General features: G+C 38.8%; 10 protein-coding genes. 9 read left to right on the top strand and 1 reads right to left on the bottom strand.

The window, feature by feature from the left end; translation table 11 throughout:
- The first annotated feature begins 484 nt into the window (after positions 1–484).
- Positions 485–1846 (top strand): BNR repeat-containing protein, encoded by a 1362-nt coding sequence (locus QM481_RS01415; RefSeq protein ID WP_283380367.1) that lies wholly within the window; start codon positions 485–487, stop codon positions 1844–1846.
- A 225-nt stretch (positions 1847–2071) separates the two neighbouring features.
- On the opposite strand, the gene QM481_RS01410 is transcribed toward QM481_RS01415, so the two are convergent.
- Positions 2072–2944 carry a helix-turn-helix domain-containing protein gene (locus QM481_RS01410; protein ID WP_166549544.1) on the bottom strand — a complete coding sequence of 291 codons (873 nt, stop codon included), beginning with the start codon at positions 2942–2944 and terminating at the stop codon, positions 2072–2074.
- Between the two features lie 298 nt (positions 2945–3242).
- Here QM481_RS01410 and QM481_RS01405 point away from each other — a divergent pair, with 298 nt between their 5' ends.
- From QM481_RS01405 to QM481_RS01370, 8 genes are all read left to right on the top strand, one after another.
- Positions 3243–6386: a SusC/RagA family TonB-linked outer membrane protein gene (locus QM481_RS01405; RefSeq protein WP_283380366.1), complete on the top strand. Its 3144-nt coding sequence runs from the start codon at positions 3243–3245 to the stop codon at positions 6384–6386.
- Between the two features lie 103 nt (positions 6387–6489).
- Positions 6490–8055, top strand: a complete 1566-nt coding sequence (locus QM481_RS01400; RefSeq protein ID WP_283380365.1) for a RagB/SusD family nutrient uptake outer membrane protein — start codon at positions 6490–6492, stop codon at positions 8053–8055.
- Between the two features lie 74 nt (positions 8056–8129).
- Positions 8130–9134 (top strand): IPT/TIG domain-containing protein, encoded by a 1005-nt coding sequence (locus QM481_RS01395; protein WP_283380364.1) that lies wholly within the window; start codon positions 8130–8132, stop codon positions 9132–9134.
- 555 nt (positions 9135–9689) lie between these two features.
- Positions 9690–10805 (top strand): glycoside hydrolase family 26 protein, encoded by a 1116-nt coding sequence (locus tag QM481_RS01390; protein ID WP_283380363.1) that lies wholly within the window; start codon positions 9690–9692, stop codon positions 10803–10805.
- Between the two features lie 182 nt (positions 10806–10987).
- Positions 10988–12742 carry a sodium:solute symporter family protein gene (locus QM481_RS01385; protein WP_283380362.1) on the top strand — a complete coding sequence of 585 codons (1755 nt, stop codon included), beginning with the start codon at positions 10988–10990 and terminating at the stop codon, positions 12740–12742.
- Between the two features lie 148 nt (positions 12743–12890).
- Positions 12891–14069, top strand: a complete 1179-nt coding sequence (locus tag QM481_RS01380) for a glycoside hydrolase family 130 protein (RefSeq protein ID WP_166549538.1) — start codon at positions 12891–12893, stop codon at positions 14067–14069.
- Positions 14070–14279: 210 nt separating this feature from the next.
- On the top strand, positions 14280–15461 hold the full coding sequence (locus tag QM481_RS01375) for an AGE family epimerase/isomerase (protein WP_283380361.1): 1182 nt from the start codon (positions 14280–14282) through the stop codon (positions 15459–15461).
- 413 nt (positions 15462–15874) lie between these two features.
- A complete protein-coding gene (locus tag QM481_RS01370; RefSeq protein WP_283380360.1) occupies positions 15875–17830 on the top strand; it encodes a sialate O-acetylesterase in 1956 nt (651 codons plus the stop codon).
- Positions 17831–17845 lie beyond the last annotated feature (15 nt).

Genomic DNA, 17845 nt, shown 5'->3' with positions numbered 1-17845 from the left:
GCTCCGTAGGAGTGACAGTTTGGTAGTATAATTCTTGAGACAACCTTCATTGAGCGCCGTAGGTGCCACAGGAAGCAGACTATATTGAAGTCTTAGTGAAAATGAATCTTTACTACTAAACTGTAGCTCCTATTGAGCTGATGCACAAAATTGGCTTGGTGTAGCACTTTTGTATAATTGATAAAATTAATTCAACACGATTCTGAAGTATTAGCGATGAAGAATTACCTATTTTGAATTAAGACTGTACTTAAGATTTTATTTTGTTCAAAAGAGTTCTTATTCATAGTTTTTTGAGGTGTAGTTGCAACCCTTGCGGTTGCCATATAGTCCTAATTCACAAGTTCGTTTAGACTTTGCTATTTTTCCACTAAAAATACCTACTTTGTAAGTACATCTTAAGCCTTACATTCCGATGATTAACCGCCAATATTTTATCAAAGGTATTTTTCTTTTATTCTTTCTGAATTTTTTCGGAAAAAGCATGGCTCAGCCAAAGCTCAATCCGATTCGTTCCATCTTATTAGACGCTAAAGCCTTGACCGTTCAAGGTGATTATGGACTAAATATCAATGGGCAGGCTTTTCAAAAAGAAGCATTAGCAACCTATAAAAGCTTTCAATACGGAGGGTTTTATAATGCTAATCGCCAGCTTTGTATTTTTCGGAGAAACCTTCGCACTAACAAAATAGATATCCTTCGTTTTCCATACATTCTGAGTAAAGACGATGCACATAATACCATTTCATTGGGTTTTTGCGCCAATGACGGTACGCTTCATATTGCTTTCGACCATCATAATAATACGCTTAACTATATCCGTTCGAAAAAATATTTATTAGATTTTCCTGAAAAAACATCTTGGAAACTAAGCCAGTTTTTACCGCTTTCGCATCAATTGGATGAAGAAATAGAGGAGGTAAGCTATCCAAGTTTTGTGTCTATGCCCAACGGAAATCTGCAACTTTTTTACAGAAAAGGTAAAAGTGGTGATGGGCAAACTTGGATGGCAACCTATAAAGCTCAAAAATCTCAATGGCAAGAACGCCATGCAATTGATAGTCCAGAGGGCTATTTTGAAGATGATTTAGATAATAGTCGTTCTCGAAATGCCTATTATAATGGTTGGGATTATGACAAAAATGGAGTGCTTTATACCACATTTACATGGCGTGAAAAAGCTGATGGAGCAAACCATGATTGGATATATGCATGCAGTAAAGACCAAGGAAAATCGTGGAAAAATAATCGTGGTGAAATAATCGCCCATGCCGATTCGAATATATCGATGAATGTGACGTCCAAACACTCGATTATTCGAACCATTAATCGTAAACAGTCTTTGATGAATCAGCAGGCGCAGGCAGTAGACTCAAAGGGGCGAATTCATGTAGTGTATTGGAGTAAATTACCGAATAAGCCTTTTAAAGAAGGAGAGTTTTGGGATAGAAAGGCTAGCGGATATTATCATTTATGGCGAGATACTAATGGCAAATGGTACGAAAAACTTATCATCGCTCAGGCAGGCACACGCCCACAAATCTTGTTTGACGCCAATGACCATTTGTATCTCCTTTACTATCGACAATCAGCTAGCGAGAAAATAACGCACCCTATCTATTTTGAAAAAGGGGAGTTGGTGATTCTGAAAGCTACGAGTGAGAGCCAATGGAAGAAGTGGAAAATTATTGGCATTGATACTAATCATCTAAGTATTCTCGAACCCAAGCCCGATGTTTCTCGTTTCCAACAAACTGGAATTATATCTCTAATGCAGCAAGCTCCTCCTACCAAAGCTGGCATGTCTTCTCCTTTGAGCATATTGGAGTATCAAATTAAGCCTTAGAGAAGCACTATAATTTTAGATTAGGGCTGTACGAAGGGTTTCATGTTGTTCAGAAACGTTCTTATCATGAGCATTTTTGCAGTAGCGGTAACCCTTGCGGCTGCCCAACACAACATGGCAACCGCAAGGGTTGCCGCTACTTGTCTAGTCCGAGACTTAGTCTTGAACTAGTAATGTCTTATAAATAACAATTTCAATCCGCAATCAAAAATCCCCAATCCGAAATCAAATAAAGGTTCTTGTACCAGAGAAATCTTCCCTAAATTCTTTGGGAGTGCAGCTATTCCGAGCCTTAAAAACACGATTGAAATAAGACAAATTATTGAAACCCGTTTGGTAGGATATTTCAGCAATAGTATGCGTTGTATCAATCAGTAAGCGAGAGGCGTGCCCAATTCTGATTTCGTTGAGGCTGTCCACAAAAGTTTTTCCAGTACGTTTTTTGATAAATCTACTAAAAGATACCTCTGTCATTCCGACCAATTTTGCCATTTCTTCGAGTGTGATATTCTTGTCATAGTTGGCCTGCATATACTCAAACGCCTTTTCTATACGACGACTGTTGTAGGATAGTGAGTCGTTCGAAAATGAGGTGTTTGAGAGTGTTCGCATGTTTCTCGAAATCGACAAATCATGTAAAATTGACATCAGTTCGAGAACAGAATCAAATCCACTTTTTTGGTGTAAATTCAAAAAGCGATGCTTTAAAGCTTGAGCCGTTTCGGGCGAAAACAAGATACCTTTTGACGAACGTTCTAAAAGTGTTCTGATAAAACTTAACTGATTTCTTTTCAAGAATTTTTCATCAAATAAATCTCGATGAAATTGGATAGTCACTTCATGAATTTCTTCGCTTTCACACTGATGCGTGAACCATGCGTGTGGGAGATTGCTACCAACCAATACCAATTCTAAATCTTCAATATTGTCGGAGTGGTCACCAATAATGCGTTTGGCATTTTTGGCATTCATGATAAAGTTTATTTCAAACTCCTCATGCGTATGTAGGGGAAAGTTAAACTCTTTTTTTACCCTTGAAAAAAAGGTAAAGCAATCACTTTGTGTCAATGGAGTAATTTCTCGGATAATTTTAGTCATAATTTTAAGGAAAAAGAAAGATTATTTGGATAATAATATAGTTTGAAAAAGATAAAAAAGTATTGATAAATGGTTAGCTCAATTGCTAAATAATCTTGTCAAAAATAGATAATAATTTGTGTTTTTTCGTTGATAGTCCTGTTTTTTTTAAGTTTATGTTAGAATAAGTCTATTGTGATTTCGTAAAGAGTAGTTTTAATGTTATGATTGGATAAAATAGTATTATATTGTTCGTAGTAGAGGTATATAATTTTGTCATGTTAAAATATCAATAATTTATTCTCAGATAATAATGAACATGAAAAAACTACTATTCTTTTGTTTTCTGTTCTTGAGTAGCATTTGGTCTACTTTGGCACAGGAACAACGAACAGTTTCGGGTAAGGTAACCGATGAGTCTGGTGAGGCATTGCCCGGTGTAACTGTAAGGGTCAAAGATGTCCAGAGTGGAACTGCCACCAATGTCAAAGGTGAGTATGCGATCAAAGTGGCTTCTTCTGGTAAAACCTTAGTGTTTTCGTCTGTTGGATACAAACCTACTGAGGTCGCAATCAATGGTCGTTCTACTATCAATATCTCCTTGATTGCCGACAACAAAAATCTACAAGAAGTCGTGGTGATTGGTTATGGTACTGCCAAGAAAAATGAAGTAACTTCTTCTATTGCTTCGATTGGTGAAAAAGACATTAAGAACTTGCCCGTTCCTGGGGTAGACCAAGCCTTGCAAGGAAAAGTAGCGGGTGTAACGGTAACAAGTAATGGTGGACAGCCAGGTGGTGGTGTGTCGGTGCGTGTGCGTGGTATTACAAGTGTAAATGGTAACGAACCGCTATATGTGATTGATGGTGTGCCAATTTTGAGTGGAAGAAGTAGCGTGTCTCAAGACCAATTGGGCGGTATGGCCGGTCAGTCGGTGCAAAGTCCATTGGCGGCGCTAAACTCGAATGACATTGTATCAATTGATATTTTGAAAGATGCTTCTGCACAGGCGATTTATGGTGCTTTGGCTGCGAATGGTGTGGTTTTGATTACTACGAAAAAAGGAAAAAGTGGTGAGGGTAAAATTTCTTACGATGTATATTACGGAATGCAAGAGGTGCCAAGACGTTTGAAATTGATGGATTTACAACAATATGCCAATTATTTCAACTCTTTAGTTCCTGAAATTCGTAATAGTGGTGCTGGCAATTTGGATACTTTGGGCGAATTCAAAAATCCAAAAGTATTAGGTCGCGGTACCGACTGGCAAAATGCTATTTTCCAAAGAGGATATATTCGTAATCACCAATTAGCGTTTTCGGGTGGTTCAGACAAAACAACGTATTATTTCTCTTTAAATAATTTTGAGCAAACAGGTACGGTTATCGGTTCTAAATTCGAGCGTTTTGCTTTACGTGCCAGTATCGATCAACAAGTAAAGAGCTGGTTGAAGGCGGGTGTGAGCGTGAATTTATCCCGTTCGAATCAACGTATAACATTAACCGATGGTTCTGATGCGGTGATTAGCGTGGGTCTTTATAATAGCCCTGCTTCGCCAGTACGTGGGTTTGATGGACAGTATGCATCAGTAGTCTCTATTGGCGGTTCAACTTTCGGGAATCCCAACAACCCTGTGGCTTTGGCCGAAATGCGTAATGTGACAGCTATTCAAACCAAGGCTTTTGGAAATATTTTTGCAGAATTGAATTTTACCAATTACCTCAATTTGCGTAACGAATTGAACTACGACTTTACCATGAGTCAAAACTCGGCTTTTCAACCTTATGTGCGCAATGACAACACAGGTTTGATTATTCTTTCGCCAAGTAAATTGATAGAAGACCGTGGTACAAGCTTGTATTGGTCTTTGAAAAACTATTTGACTTTCAATAAAGGTTTTGGAAAACATTGGATAAATGCAGTTGTAGGTCATGAGGTTTCTGAATCTAACTATGATCAAGTAACGGCTTCTCGCCAAAACTTGACCTTAAATTTACAATCCTTAAATGCTGGTGAAGGTGGTACTACTCAGTCGATTAGTGGTGGCAAATATCCTTGGGCAATGGAATCGTATTTTGGTCGTGTCAACTATACTTACAACAATCGTTACTCTATTAGTGCTTCACTTCGTCGCGATGGTTCAGCTAGTTTTGGACCAAACAAACGTTACGGGTATTTCCCAGCAGCATCGGTTGGTTGGACAGTTTCGGAAGAGACATTTGCTAAAAAATGGGATTTGATTAGCTATCTCAAACTAAGAGCTGGGGTAGGTGCAGTAGGTAATTCGGGTGTAGGAGGAAACAACCTTTATACGACCAATATCCGCTTGTTTTCAACGGCGCCTTATGGTGCAGGGGGGATTCCACAAAACGTAGGAAATCCAAACTTGGCTTGGGAGTCAGTAGTGACTTACAACGGTGGGGTAGACCTTTCTATGTTGAATAAACGTGTTGATGTGACATTGGATGTGTACAAAAAAGTATCAACCAATATGTTGTTACAAACGCAATTGCCTGTTTCTTCAGGATTAGGAACGGCTTGGAATGATATTAACTCGCCTTGGACGAATGCTGGTAAAATGACCAACACAGGGATTGATATTGGTGTGACGACTTATAATATTCAGAAAAATGGATTTTCTTGGAAAACTAACTTTGTATTCTCTCACTACAATAACATCCTGAATGAATTGAATGACGCTTCAGCCTCAATTCGTGGATACAAAGAATATGGAGATGCTGTTTTGGTAACGAATACAATGGTTGGACACCCAGTAGGAACTTTCTATGGTTATGTTACAGATGGATTGTTCCGTACAATGGAAGACTTAAATAAAGATGGTGCAAAACAAGGTTTGGATGTAAAACCAACAGGTACGTGGTTGGGTGATGTACGCTACAAAGATTTGAATGGCGATGGTGTAATTGACTCAAAAGACGTAACGATTATCGGAAATCCTAATCCTGATTTTACTTACGGTATCACAAACACCTTTAATTACAAAGGATTTGATTTCTCGATTTTCTTAAATGGTAGCCAAGGCGGACAGATTTTGAATTATACTCGTCGTTTGACGGAGGGTATGACGAATCCATACTGGAACCAGTTGTCTACGGTTTTAGATAGATACACTTCTACCAATACCAATGCTACTTTGCCTCGTTACAACCAATGGCATAACAACAACTTCCGTGTGTCTGACCGTTTTGTGGAGGATGGTTCTTTCTTACGTATCCAAAATGTTTCGTTTGGTTATAACCTTCCAAAAGACTTAATCAAAAAAGCGAAGTTGACCAATGCTCGCTTGTATGTGTCCATGCAAAACTTGTACACTTTTACCAAGTACACAGGTTATGACCCAGAACTTGGTTCGTTCAATAACAATATTCGCTATATGAACGTAGACGATGGTCACTATCCGAACCCTCGTACTTTCACCATTGGAGGTAATTTCGAGTTCTAGTAAGAGTTAAAATGTTGGATGATTTATATAGAAAAGCGTGGCTTTTTCTTTAATAGAATCATTCAAGACTCAGAATCCTTGAATTTTAATTTTGAATTTTCAGATGAAAAAAAATATAATCGCTTTATTATTAGCCGCTTCTGGACTGGTGTCTTCGTGTAAAGAAGACTTTTTGGACAGACCTTCGCAAAATGGGCCGACTTTGGATACCTATTACACTACGGCGGCACAAGTAAATGCAGCAACAGGTTTGTTGTATAACACAATTTGGTACGAATGGCAAGACAAAGCCTATCATGCTATTGGTGAGGTATTGAGTGGGAATATGTACACAGGTGACCCCAAATACAACTCATTCGCCAATTTTACAGTACAATCAACCGACGAGCAGGTGTCTCGTTCTTGGTATGCGTTTTATAAAGTGGCAGGTAATGCAACGGTTTTGATTCAAACTTTCGAACAGAAAAAATCGCAAGTTGCCGACCCTAGCTTTTTGACTCAAGGAGTAGCCGAAGCTCGTTTTATGCGTGGAATGGCGTATTTCTATTTGGCTCGTGTATTTGGCGATGTGCCTATTATCTCTGACCCAGTGGCATTAGCCAATTCAGGAGACTATAAAGTACCTCGTTATTTGCAAAAAGATGTGCTACGTTTTGTCGTAGAAGACTTGCAATATGCCGAACAAAATCTTCCTGATGCTTCTTATCAAGCAGGGCGTGTGACCAAATATGCAGCAAAAGGGATGTTGTCAAAAGTGTATTTGTATATGAAGGATTATGCCAACGCCAAGGCAAAAGCAGCAGAAGTGATGAGTTCTCAGAAATACAGCCTTGTGTCGGATTATGGTGCAATGTTCACTAGCTCAAAAATGAATAATAACCCTGAGTCGTTGGTGGCGTTGCAATGGTTGGCAGCAGGGGGATATTCTATTGGTAACCCTATCCAAGCGTATGTTGGTCCAGCGCCATTATTAAAGCCTACAACAGGCGCAGGTTGGTCAGCTATTATTCCTTCGATAGATGTATTAAATTCTTATGAATCAGGAGATAAAAGACGTAGATGGTCAGTAATGGAACACGGATTTACTCGTACAGATTGGACAAATGTAAACTTCCCGAATGGTTTCAAATATGACACTACTTGGACAAGTAGCACTGACGATGCAACTAAAATCAAAACACCAACTCGTTCAAATGCGCTAAAATATATCGTAGGGCCAGGTTCGAATGGAGAGAATGTCAACGGAACAGCTACGGATATTTGTACCTATTTGTTACGCTATGCAGATGTCTTATTGATTTATGCTGAGGCAACTATTGGAACAGGAACAAGCACAACAGATGCTTCTGCTTTGGAGGCTTTTAACAAAGTACATACCCGTGCAGGTTTGTCACCAGTAACGTCTTTGACCAAAGACCAAGTATTGAAGGAACGTCGTGTCGAATTTGCTTTTGAAGGAGATTATTGGTTTGATATTCAACGTCAAGGTTTTGATAAAGCCAAACAAATGTTGGCTAGCCAAGAACGAGGGACATATAACGGTAATGGAACCATCAACAGTATGAGAGTGTCTATTTCTTCTGCCTCTCAACTGTATTTGCCTGTTCCACAGGCAGAAACGGTTTCGAATCCAAAATTATTAGAACCAGCAATTCCTTATTATAAGTAATAGCGGAAAGGGTAAGGCAAGTGGTCATAAAGTCTTGATTACCCGCTTGACAAATACTAAAAATCTTTTTTGATATGAAAAATACATTCTTCAAAATAGCTACAGCACTCTTTGTTACAGGGACGATATGGTTGTCGTCTTGTACAAGCGACGATGCCGTAAATGCTGTGCCTGTGGCTGATAAATTAGCTCCTGATTCGGCTTCGGGTGGCTCGGTACTAACCTTAACAGGTTCGGGATTGGGCGAAATGAGAACGATTGTTTTTGATAATGGTAACGTTCCTGCTGGACTCAACCCTGCATTTAATACTGACAATGCAATCGTTTTTCGTGTACCAGATACGGCTTTTGGGGGTACTCAAAAAATTATTTTTACCAACAAATACGGTAAATCTGTGGCTGTTCCTTTCAAAGTAATTGCTTTGCCAATCGTAACCGAGTTGTCAAATACCGATTTTACTAAAGGTACGCAGGTTACGGTAAAAGGAAATAACCTTAACGATGTAACGAAAGTATTTTTGGCAGGCTCAACAGCAGAAGCAAAGGTGATTTCTAAGACCAAAAAACAAATGGTGATTGAAATGCCTGCTTCTTCTTCGACACGTTCTAAACTTACGATTACAAACTCGTCTGGTACCATTACTACCCAACAAGAGTTGGTAAGTGTCGATAATAACTATGGTTTCTTCAAAGATAACTTTGCAGATGGTCTCGACAACTGGTCATGGGGTGGCGACTTTACGGCTTCTTCCAAAAATGTTTGGACAGGTACTCGTTCACTAGAGGCAGCTTATAATGGCTCTTGGGGTGGTTTATCTCTTCATTCAAGTGCAGGTATTAGCACAGCAGGAGTAAACTATTTGACATTCTGGGCAAAAGGAGCTGATATAGACCGTCAGGTTTCTATCAAAGTAAACTGGGCGACCGACAAAGTAGTAACGATTCCTGCCAATGTTTGGACTTACTTTAAGATTCCAGCTACAGGGTTTTTGACTATGCCAGTGATCAATGACTTCGTTTTCCAAATTCATGACGATGGCAAAACGATTTATTTCGATAATATTCTTTTGGTAAAATAAGCTTAAACTTATCTTTATTCAAATAGTAAAGCCACCTCAGTTTTGGGGTGGCTTTTTTGATATTTAGTCTATTTTGTTTTCTAAAAGTGTTAAAAAGATATTATCCTAAATCTCTTTATTTTTACACCTAATAATTAAATATAAAAATAAAAAATTACTATTTATGCTTCTATTTCGTGTTATTTGGCTTACTTTTTCTTCAGTAAATTGTTTTTTCAGTGTTATAGATTGATAAAATTGTATTATATATTGGTTCTATTTGAAGTGTAATTTTGTATTAGTCAAGGAGAAAAAATAAAGCAATTTTTCAACGAAGTTAAAAGCCTTATTTTTCCGAAATACTAAATACAATATAAGTACTCTTGTGGAATAAGAAGAGAGATGAAAACCTATTGCTAATTTCATCTATTTTAATTCCGAATGTCGAATGAACCCTTTCAGAATATCAATCTATAGCAACCGAAAAAAATGGTTAATGCAGTAATGTTGGGCATGTATTCCTTCAAAAGGCTGTAACTTGCCCAATCATTCTTCACTCAACTTAAATTTTAGTTTATGTACAAACGTTTATTTTTCTTGATTGGAACATTAACCATCCATTTTTCGGGAATTAGCCAATCGGCGCCCATTGATGCTAAGGCTACTCTAGCGACTCGTCATCTCTACCAACAACTTTGGAAATTACGTCAGAAAGGTATCATGTTTGGTCAGCAAGATGCTCTGGCTTATGGGCTCAACGCCGATAAAACTCGCTGGATAGGCGATGCTAATCGCTCGGATGTAAAAACAGTTACAGGGGATTTTCCTGCGGTAATAGGCTATGATTTAGGAAAAATTGAATTTGACTCTGTACGCAATCTCGATGGCGTACCGTTTAGCAAAATCCGTCAGGATATTCAGAAGACACATCAACGAGGAGGACTCAATACAATTTCTTGGCATTTGAATAATCCTACCGACCCCAATAAAACGTCTTGGGACAAGGCAGATTCTACGATTGCCAAAATCTTCTCGGACCCAAAGGCTTTACAAACGTATAATTCTTGGTTGGATAAAGTTGCCAACTTTTTGGCTTCACTGAAAGATACCAAAGGACAGCCTATTCCTGTGCTTTTCAGACCATTTCATGAGCATACAGGTTCATGGTTTTGGTGGGGTGCTGGCTTTTGTTCGCCAGAACAATACAAGAAGGTATGGAGATATACGGTTTCTTATCTGAAAGATACCAAAGGGCTACATCATTTGTTGTATGCCTATTCGACCGACAGATTTGAATCTGAAGCTCATTATTTGGAACGTTATCCCGGCGATGACGTGGTAGATTTGATAGGTTTTGACTATTATCATCGTGATGCGCCTCAGTCTAATGATGAGTTCAAAAAGCAGTTATCTCGTATGGTTCATACGTTGGAAGAAATAGCAAACAAAAAACATAAGTTAACGGCTATAACAGAGATGGGACTTGAACAAATTACCGTCGATAACTGGTGGACATTCATCGTTTGGGAAACGATAAAGGATTCCCATTTAAGTTATATGTTGGTTTGGAGAAACGGTCGCCCCGACCATTTTTATAGCCCTTATCAAGGACATACAAGCGCCCCTGATTTTATCAAATTTTACAACTTACCTCAGACCTTATTTAGTAAAGACGTGAAGGTTTTGAAATAGTATTTTCACCAGAACAAAGTGTTTATTTGATATTCTTATAAAATCTTTTCCTATCCCTTTAAATAGAGCGTGGCTTACAAAAGCCATGCTCAAAGAATCAAAAAACGAGAATGAAATTACAGTTAATCGATATACTTATATTACTTACTTACCTCTTAACCATGATATTCATTGGCTTTTATATGAAAAATAAAGCCAAGAAAAATAAAGATAGTTATTTGATGGGAGGGAAGTCCTTGCCTTGGTATATGCTCGGTTTGAGTGATGCCTCCGATATGTTTGATATCAGCGGGACAATGTGGATGGTGAGTTTATGTTTTGTGTATGGTCTCAAAAGTATCTGGATTCCTTGGCTTTGGCCTTCGTTCAATCAGGTGTTTATGATGATGTTTTTGAGCAAATGGCTCAGAAGAAGCAATGCCAACACAGGAGCCGAATGGCTCACTACTAGATTTGGTTCGGAGGGAAAAGGCGTACAGGCATCCCAAATTATTGTCATTGCTTTTGCTCTTATTAGTTGCTTTGGTTTTTTGGCGTATGGGTTTGTAGGGTTAGGAAAATTTGTTGAAATATTTATTCCTTGGGAAGTTGTACAGCCTTACGTTCCTATTGAGATCCCAGCGCAGTATATTCCTCATTTTTATGGTGTTGTATTCACTATTATTGCCACCTTCTATTCAGTTTTGGGAGGCATGCACAGCATAGTATTGGGCGATGTAATTAAATATGGCATTATGACTTTGGCTTGTTTGGCGATTGCTTTTATTGCGATGGACCATTTGCAAGGTCAAACCCTCCATTTGCCTCAAGGCTGGAGAACGCCATTTTTTGGCTGGGAACTGGGATTAGATTGGAAGCCTATTTTGCCTGAAGTACACCAGAAAATAGAATCGGATGGATATGGTATTTTCGGAATATTTTTTAGCATGATGTTGCTCAAAGGCGTTTTTGCTTCGTTGGCAGGTCCAGCGCCAAATTATGATATGCAAAAGATTTTGAGTACCCGAAGCCCAAAAGAGGCAAGTAAAATGACGGGCTTTGTCAGTATCATCTTATTGCCTATCCGCTATTCGATGATTATTGGCTTGACGGTTTTGGCACTTTTATATTATGCTCAACTCAATGTAAAGGACGCTTCAGGGAATTATGATTTTGAACTGCTATTACCAGGAACAATCAATGCCTTTATGCCTGCTGGAATTTTGGGATTGGTAATCACGGGTTTGATGGGTGCTTTTATGGGAACTTTTAGCGGTACCCTCAATGCAGCTCAAGCCTATATTGTCAACGACATTTACCTGAAACATATCAACCCACAGGCTAGTACCAAAAAGACTATCCAGATGAATTATCTGGTTGGCTTGGTCGTCGTAATTATAGGGATTGTATTAGGCTTTATGGCCAAAAGTGTCAATGACATTTTGCAGTGGATTGTCGGAGGATTGTATGGAGGGTATGTAGCAGCCAATTGCCTAAAATGGTATTGGTGGCGTTTCAATGCCAATGGTTTCTTTTGGGGAATGGCAGCAGGAATTTTTGCAGCCTTATTGATGCCTTATTTTACCACAGGTTTACCATTGTATTGGTGGCCATTGTTATTCGTGATTTCTTTAACAGCATCTATTTTAGGAACATTAGCAGCGCCACCCACAGATGCTAGGGTTTTGAAGAAATTTTATACAACTGTCAAACCTTGGGGATTTTGGCAACCTGTTCTGGAGGCTGTAAAGGCAGAAAATCCAGCTTTTGAAGCAAATAAAAGCTTTAAAAAGGATGCCTTCAATGTGGTTTTGGGCATTATATCTCAGCTTTGCCTTACTCTTTTGCCAATGTATTGGGTTTTGGGAATGCATCAGGCATTAGTCATAGATGTAGGCATTATGTTGGTGGTAAGTTTTATCCTAAAACGAACATGGTGGGATAAGTTAGAAGATTAATCTGTAGAGACGTTGCATGCAACGTCTCTACAAAAGTATTGGAATAATCAAAGTGAAATGAGAAATACCCTCTGATAACCGATCTACAATTAACGAATAACATTTTACGAATGTGCTTTAAAGTATTAACAAATATAAATGAAAGAAAATGAACGCATTGTTTCAAGAAAGATTAACGCAACTTCAACAAAATTACGAAGCTTTAATTACTAGAAAAAACACGCCAGAAGAGGTCGGAAATGGTATTTATAAGAGATACCAATATCCTATTTTGACGGCACAACACACACCAGTATTTTGGAGATATGATCTTAATCCGGAAACTAATCCGTTTTTGATGGAGCGTTTTGGAATCAATGCAACATTCAATTCTGGGGCTATTAAGTTAGACGACAAATATTTGTTAGTAGTAAGGGTAGAGGGATTAGATCGTAAGTCGTTTTTTGCTGTTGCTGAAAGCTCGAATGGTGTTGATAATTTCAAATTTTGGGATTTCCCGATAACCATGCCCGAAACTGAAAATCCCGATGGTAATGTTTATGATATGCGTGTGGTTCAGCATGAAGATGGCTGGATTTACGGCTTGTTTTGTACTGAACGTAAAGACCCTAATGCTAAAATCGGAGATGAGTCTTCGGCAGTTGCGCAATGTGGTATTGCTCGTACGCGTGACCTCAAAACATGGGAGCGTTTACCCGATTTGATTACCCCTTCGCCGCAGCAACGCAATGTGGTACTTCATCCTGAGTTTGTGAATGGCAAATACGCTTTTTATACACGCCCACAAGATGGCTTTATCGAAGCAGGAACAGGAGGAGGAATAGGCTTTGGCTATGCCGATTCTATGGAAAATGCTGTCATTGAGAAGGAGTTTATCGTAGACGAAAAGCATTACCATACCGTTTATGAGGTTAAAAATGGACAAGGTCCAGCGCCCATCAAAACTGAAAAAGGATGGCTTCATTTGGCGCATGGTGTTCGCAATACTGCTGCTGGATTGCGTTACGTTTTGTACGTATTTTTGACAGATTTAAATGATTTAACCAAAGTTATTCATAAACCAGCGGGTTATTTTATCGCACCAGAAGGCGAAGAAAGAGTAGGAGATGTGTCGAATGTGACTTTTGCCAATGGTTGGATTGCCGATGAAGATGGGAAGGTTTTTATCTATTATGCCTCATCCGATACCCGTATGCACGTGGCTACTTCTACCATTGAGCAATTATTAGACTATGTGCTCAATACGCCAGAGGATGGTTTCCGTTCGGCAACTTCGGTAGAAACCTTAACAAAGCTGATTGAATCAAATCAAGCGGTTTTAATTTAGTAAGGAAGATTTGGTTTTCTAGTGGTGAGTACAATGAAGTAATTAGTTAATAGTGTGTCAGTTATTGGATTGTATTCATAATCAGTAAGATATCATTATAGTTTGTCGCCGATATATGGGTAATATAATCATTCTGGAAACTAGTAATATATGACTTTATGCCATTAGAAAATCAAACATCATAACAAGGTAAAGCTAACACTATTGTAAATGCTTGAATTTAAAAAACAGTTATCTCAGGAGTTAGAAAACATTTTGACTTTTTGGGGAAATAATACCATAGACACAAAAAATGGTGGATTTATTGGAAAAATGAACCATCAAGGGCAAATAGACCCCAACGCCATCAAAGGAGGAGTATTAAACGCCAGAATTCTCTGGACTTTCTCAGAAGCCTACCATTTTACCCACGAGCCAAGGTATCTTACTTTGGCTCAACGTGCTTTTGACTATCTGAAAAATCACTTTTGGGATACTCAACATGGAGGAGTTTACTGGGCTGTGGATGCTCTTGGAAACCCTTCGAGTACTCGAAAGCAAATCTACGGACAGGCTTTTGCGATGTATGCTTTTGCAAGTTTTTATAAAGCAACACAACATCAGGAGTCGCTTAATTTAGCCATTGCGCTTTTTGAAATTATCGAAAAATATAGTTTTGATACTGTCAATGGTGGTTATTGGGAAGCTTTCTCGCAAGATTGGCAACTTCTAACAGACTTGAGATTGAGTGAAAAAGATCGAAACGACCCCAAAACGATGAATACGCATTTGCATATCATCGAGGCGTATGCATCACTATATTTGGTTTGGAAGGATACCCGATTGGCTTCAAAGCTTGAGCATTTGTTAGAGATTTTTAACAAACATTTTATCAACCCTAAAGGTCATTTGAATTTGTTTTTCGATGCAGAATGGCAAATTCAATCATCTGCTATTTCGTTTGGGCATGATATCGAGGCTGCTTGGTTATTGCAGGAGTCTGCTGAGATTTTGGGAAAGCAAAAATGGATAGATATTTTCCAAGAAAAAGCGATCCTAATGGCTAACACAAGCCTACGTGCCATTCAGTCCGATGGTAGTCTGATTCATGAATACGATCTCGTGTCGCATCATGCTGATATGCATCGCGAATGGTGGGTAAGTGCCGAGGCAATGGTTGGTTTTTATAATGCTTTTCAGTTGACGAAGCACGCTCAATTTCTTGATGCCGTAAAAAATACTTGGACTTTCATCCAGAAAAACCTTATTGATACACAGCAAGGTGAATGGATTTGGGGAAGATATGAAGATGGAAGTTTGATGGAAACAGAGGATAAAGTAGGATTTTGGAAGTGCCCTTATCACAATGCACGTGCATGCATGGAATTAATCAAGCGGATAACGGCAGACTAACATAAATAAATTCAAAGAATGTGCTAGCTTTATGTTTATCCAAAAATCAGTGATGGTGAATCAATTTGTGATTCTTTTACTCTTGCTGATAAATAGAAGATTGATTACATGCTTGACTTTGATAAATTGCTAATAGTAAGTGTATAATATGTTTTCTTTTCTGAAATCCTGTTGTTTGAGCCGTAGGCGAGGTGGGTCGCCACTCCGATTAGGATTTCTTGACTTTCTTTTGCGGCCGCCGCTGCGGTTACTTTTCTTGTGTCAGACGGGCACGCCTAGTGGGGCACGCCTAGTGAAGAAAAGTAAGAAACGTCGATAGGAAATTTTGTTTTTTTAGCAAATGCCAAATAAAATTCTCAAATATACTCTATCTAATAACATTCCTCCAAACAATCTTACCCGATAAATATTCTATGAAAAAACTATTTCTTTTTGGTCTACTCTTAACATCCCACTGCCTGTTGGCTCAACTCAAAATAGCCAAAGTATTTACTGATCATGTGGTTTTACAACGTCAAAAACCAATTCCTGTTTGGGGATGGGCTAAATCTAATGAGTCCGTCACACTGACTTTTGCAGGACAAAAGCAAACTGCCCAAGCTAATCAAGAAGGTAAATGGATGGTAAAATTTTCGCCTTTGGAGGCGGGAGGTCCTTTCACTTTGGAGGTTCAAGGTAGCGCAGAAAAAATTGCCTTACAAGATGTACTAATTGGTGATGTATGGCTTTGTTCTGGACAATCAAATATGGAGTGGACAGTAAAGCAAGCTGATAATTTTTCTCAAGAAAAAAAGAACGCTGATTTTCCTAAAATACGCCATTTTTTTGTGGAACATGAAGTTACAACACAACCTCAAAGCGACCTGAAAACTGGTGAATGGAAAGTATGTAATAGCCAGAATGTTGGTGATTTTACGGCTGTTGGTTATTTCTTTGCACGTGAGGTATTTCAAAAAACTGGTGTGCCAATTGGACTATTGCATAGCTCTTGGGGCGGTTCGCAGGTAGAAGGCTGGATTAGCAAAGAAGGAATGGAAATGTTTGATGAATTGAAACCTTATGCCCAAAACCTTCCCAAAAATTGGCAAGAGGCAGATTTACGTTTGGAAGAGAGCATCAAGGAAAAACTCTTAGGGAATGCGAAAGTACCTATCTCACTTGCCGATGAACAGCAATATCTAAAAGCTGGCTATGATTTTTCTAAATGGCATACAGGAAATGCGATTGGTCAATGGGATTGGCAAGGTATCTGGGCTTGGCGTGGGAATGGATTTATTGCTAAAACGGTAGAAATTCCAGCCGAAATGATTGGTGAAGTGACTACTTTAGGTTTGGCTGAAAGTTTTTCAGAAAATCAAGTTTATATCAATGGAAAGCTCGTTTTCTCTGGTATTTTGAAAGGGATTCGTAAAATAGTAGTTCCTGCCAATACTTGGAAGGCGGGCAGCAATAGCCTCATGATTAAAATGAACAAAACCATTGAGCCTTCGTGGTATGGTGTAGGCATGATGGGCAATGCTGATGATTTGTATGTGAGTTCCGACAAACAGAAAGTGGCCTTGGGTGGTAGCAATTGGAAATTGATGCCTTCTTTTGCAGAGGAGCATTCATTTGTTCATTCAAGCAATAATATCGGAACTTATATCTACAATGGCATGATAGCACCATTGTTGCCATTTGCGATTAAAGGGGCTTTGTGGTATCAGGGAGAAACCAATGCGGGGCGTTCGTATCAGTACCGTAAGTCATTTCCTCTATTAATCAATGATTGGCGCAGACTTTGGAACGATGAATTTCCTTTCTATTTTGTTCAGTTGTCGAGCTATGGACCTTACCAAAATAGTAATCAAGGAAGTGGATGGGCAGAGTTGCGTGAAGCACAAACGATGACTTTGAGCCTACCCAAAACAGGTATGGCGGTAACTACGGACGTAGGCAACCCCAAAGATATTCACCCAACCAATAAACAGGATGTTGGTAAAAGATTAGCCGCTGAAGCATTGAAAAATACCTATGGATTAAATATCGTTTCAGCTGGACCAATGTATTCTTCTGTCAGTTTTGACAAAGGGAAAGCAACAATTTCCTTCAAAAATGTTGGAGCAGGTCTAGCACTTAAAGATAAATTTGGATACTTGAAAGGTTTTGAAATAGCAGGTGAAGATAAAGTGTTTTACTATGCAAAAGCTGAAATTCAAGGAGATAAAGTGATTGTTTACCATCCAAAAGGCTTGAAACCTGCCTCAGTTCGTTATGCTTGGGCGGATGCACCTGAAGATGCCAATTTATTCAATCAAGAGGGTTTCCCAGCTTGCCCATTCCGTACAGACCAATGGAAAGGTGTGACTGAAGGGGTGAAATTCAAATAAAAATCTGTTGTAGAG

The sequence above is a fragment of the Flectobacillus rivi genome (genome assembly GCF_030056655.1).
Lineage (GTDB): Bacteria > Bacteroidota > Bacteroidia > Cytophagales > Spirosomataceae > Flectobacillus > Flectobacillus rivi.
Note: the sequence above shows the minus strand (reverse complement) of the source record. Positions and strands in the feature narration are given on the sequence as shown.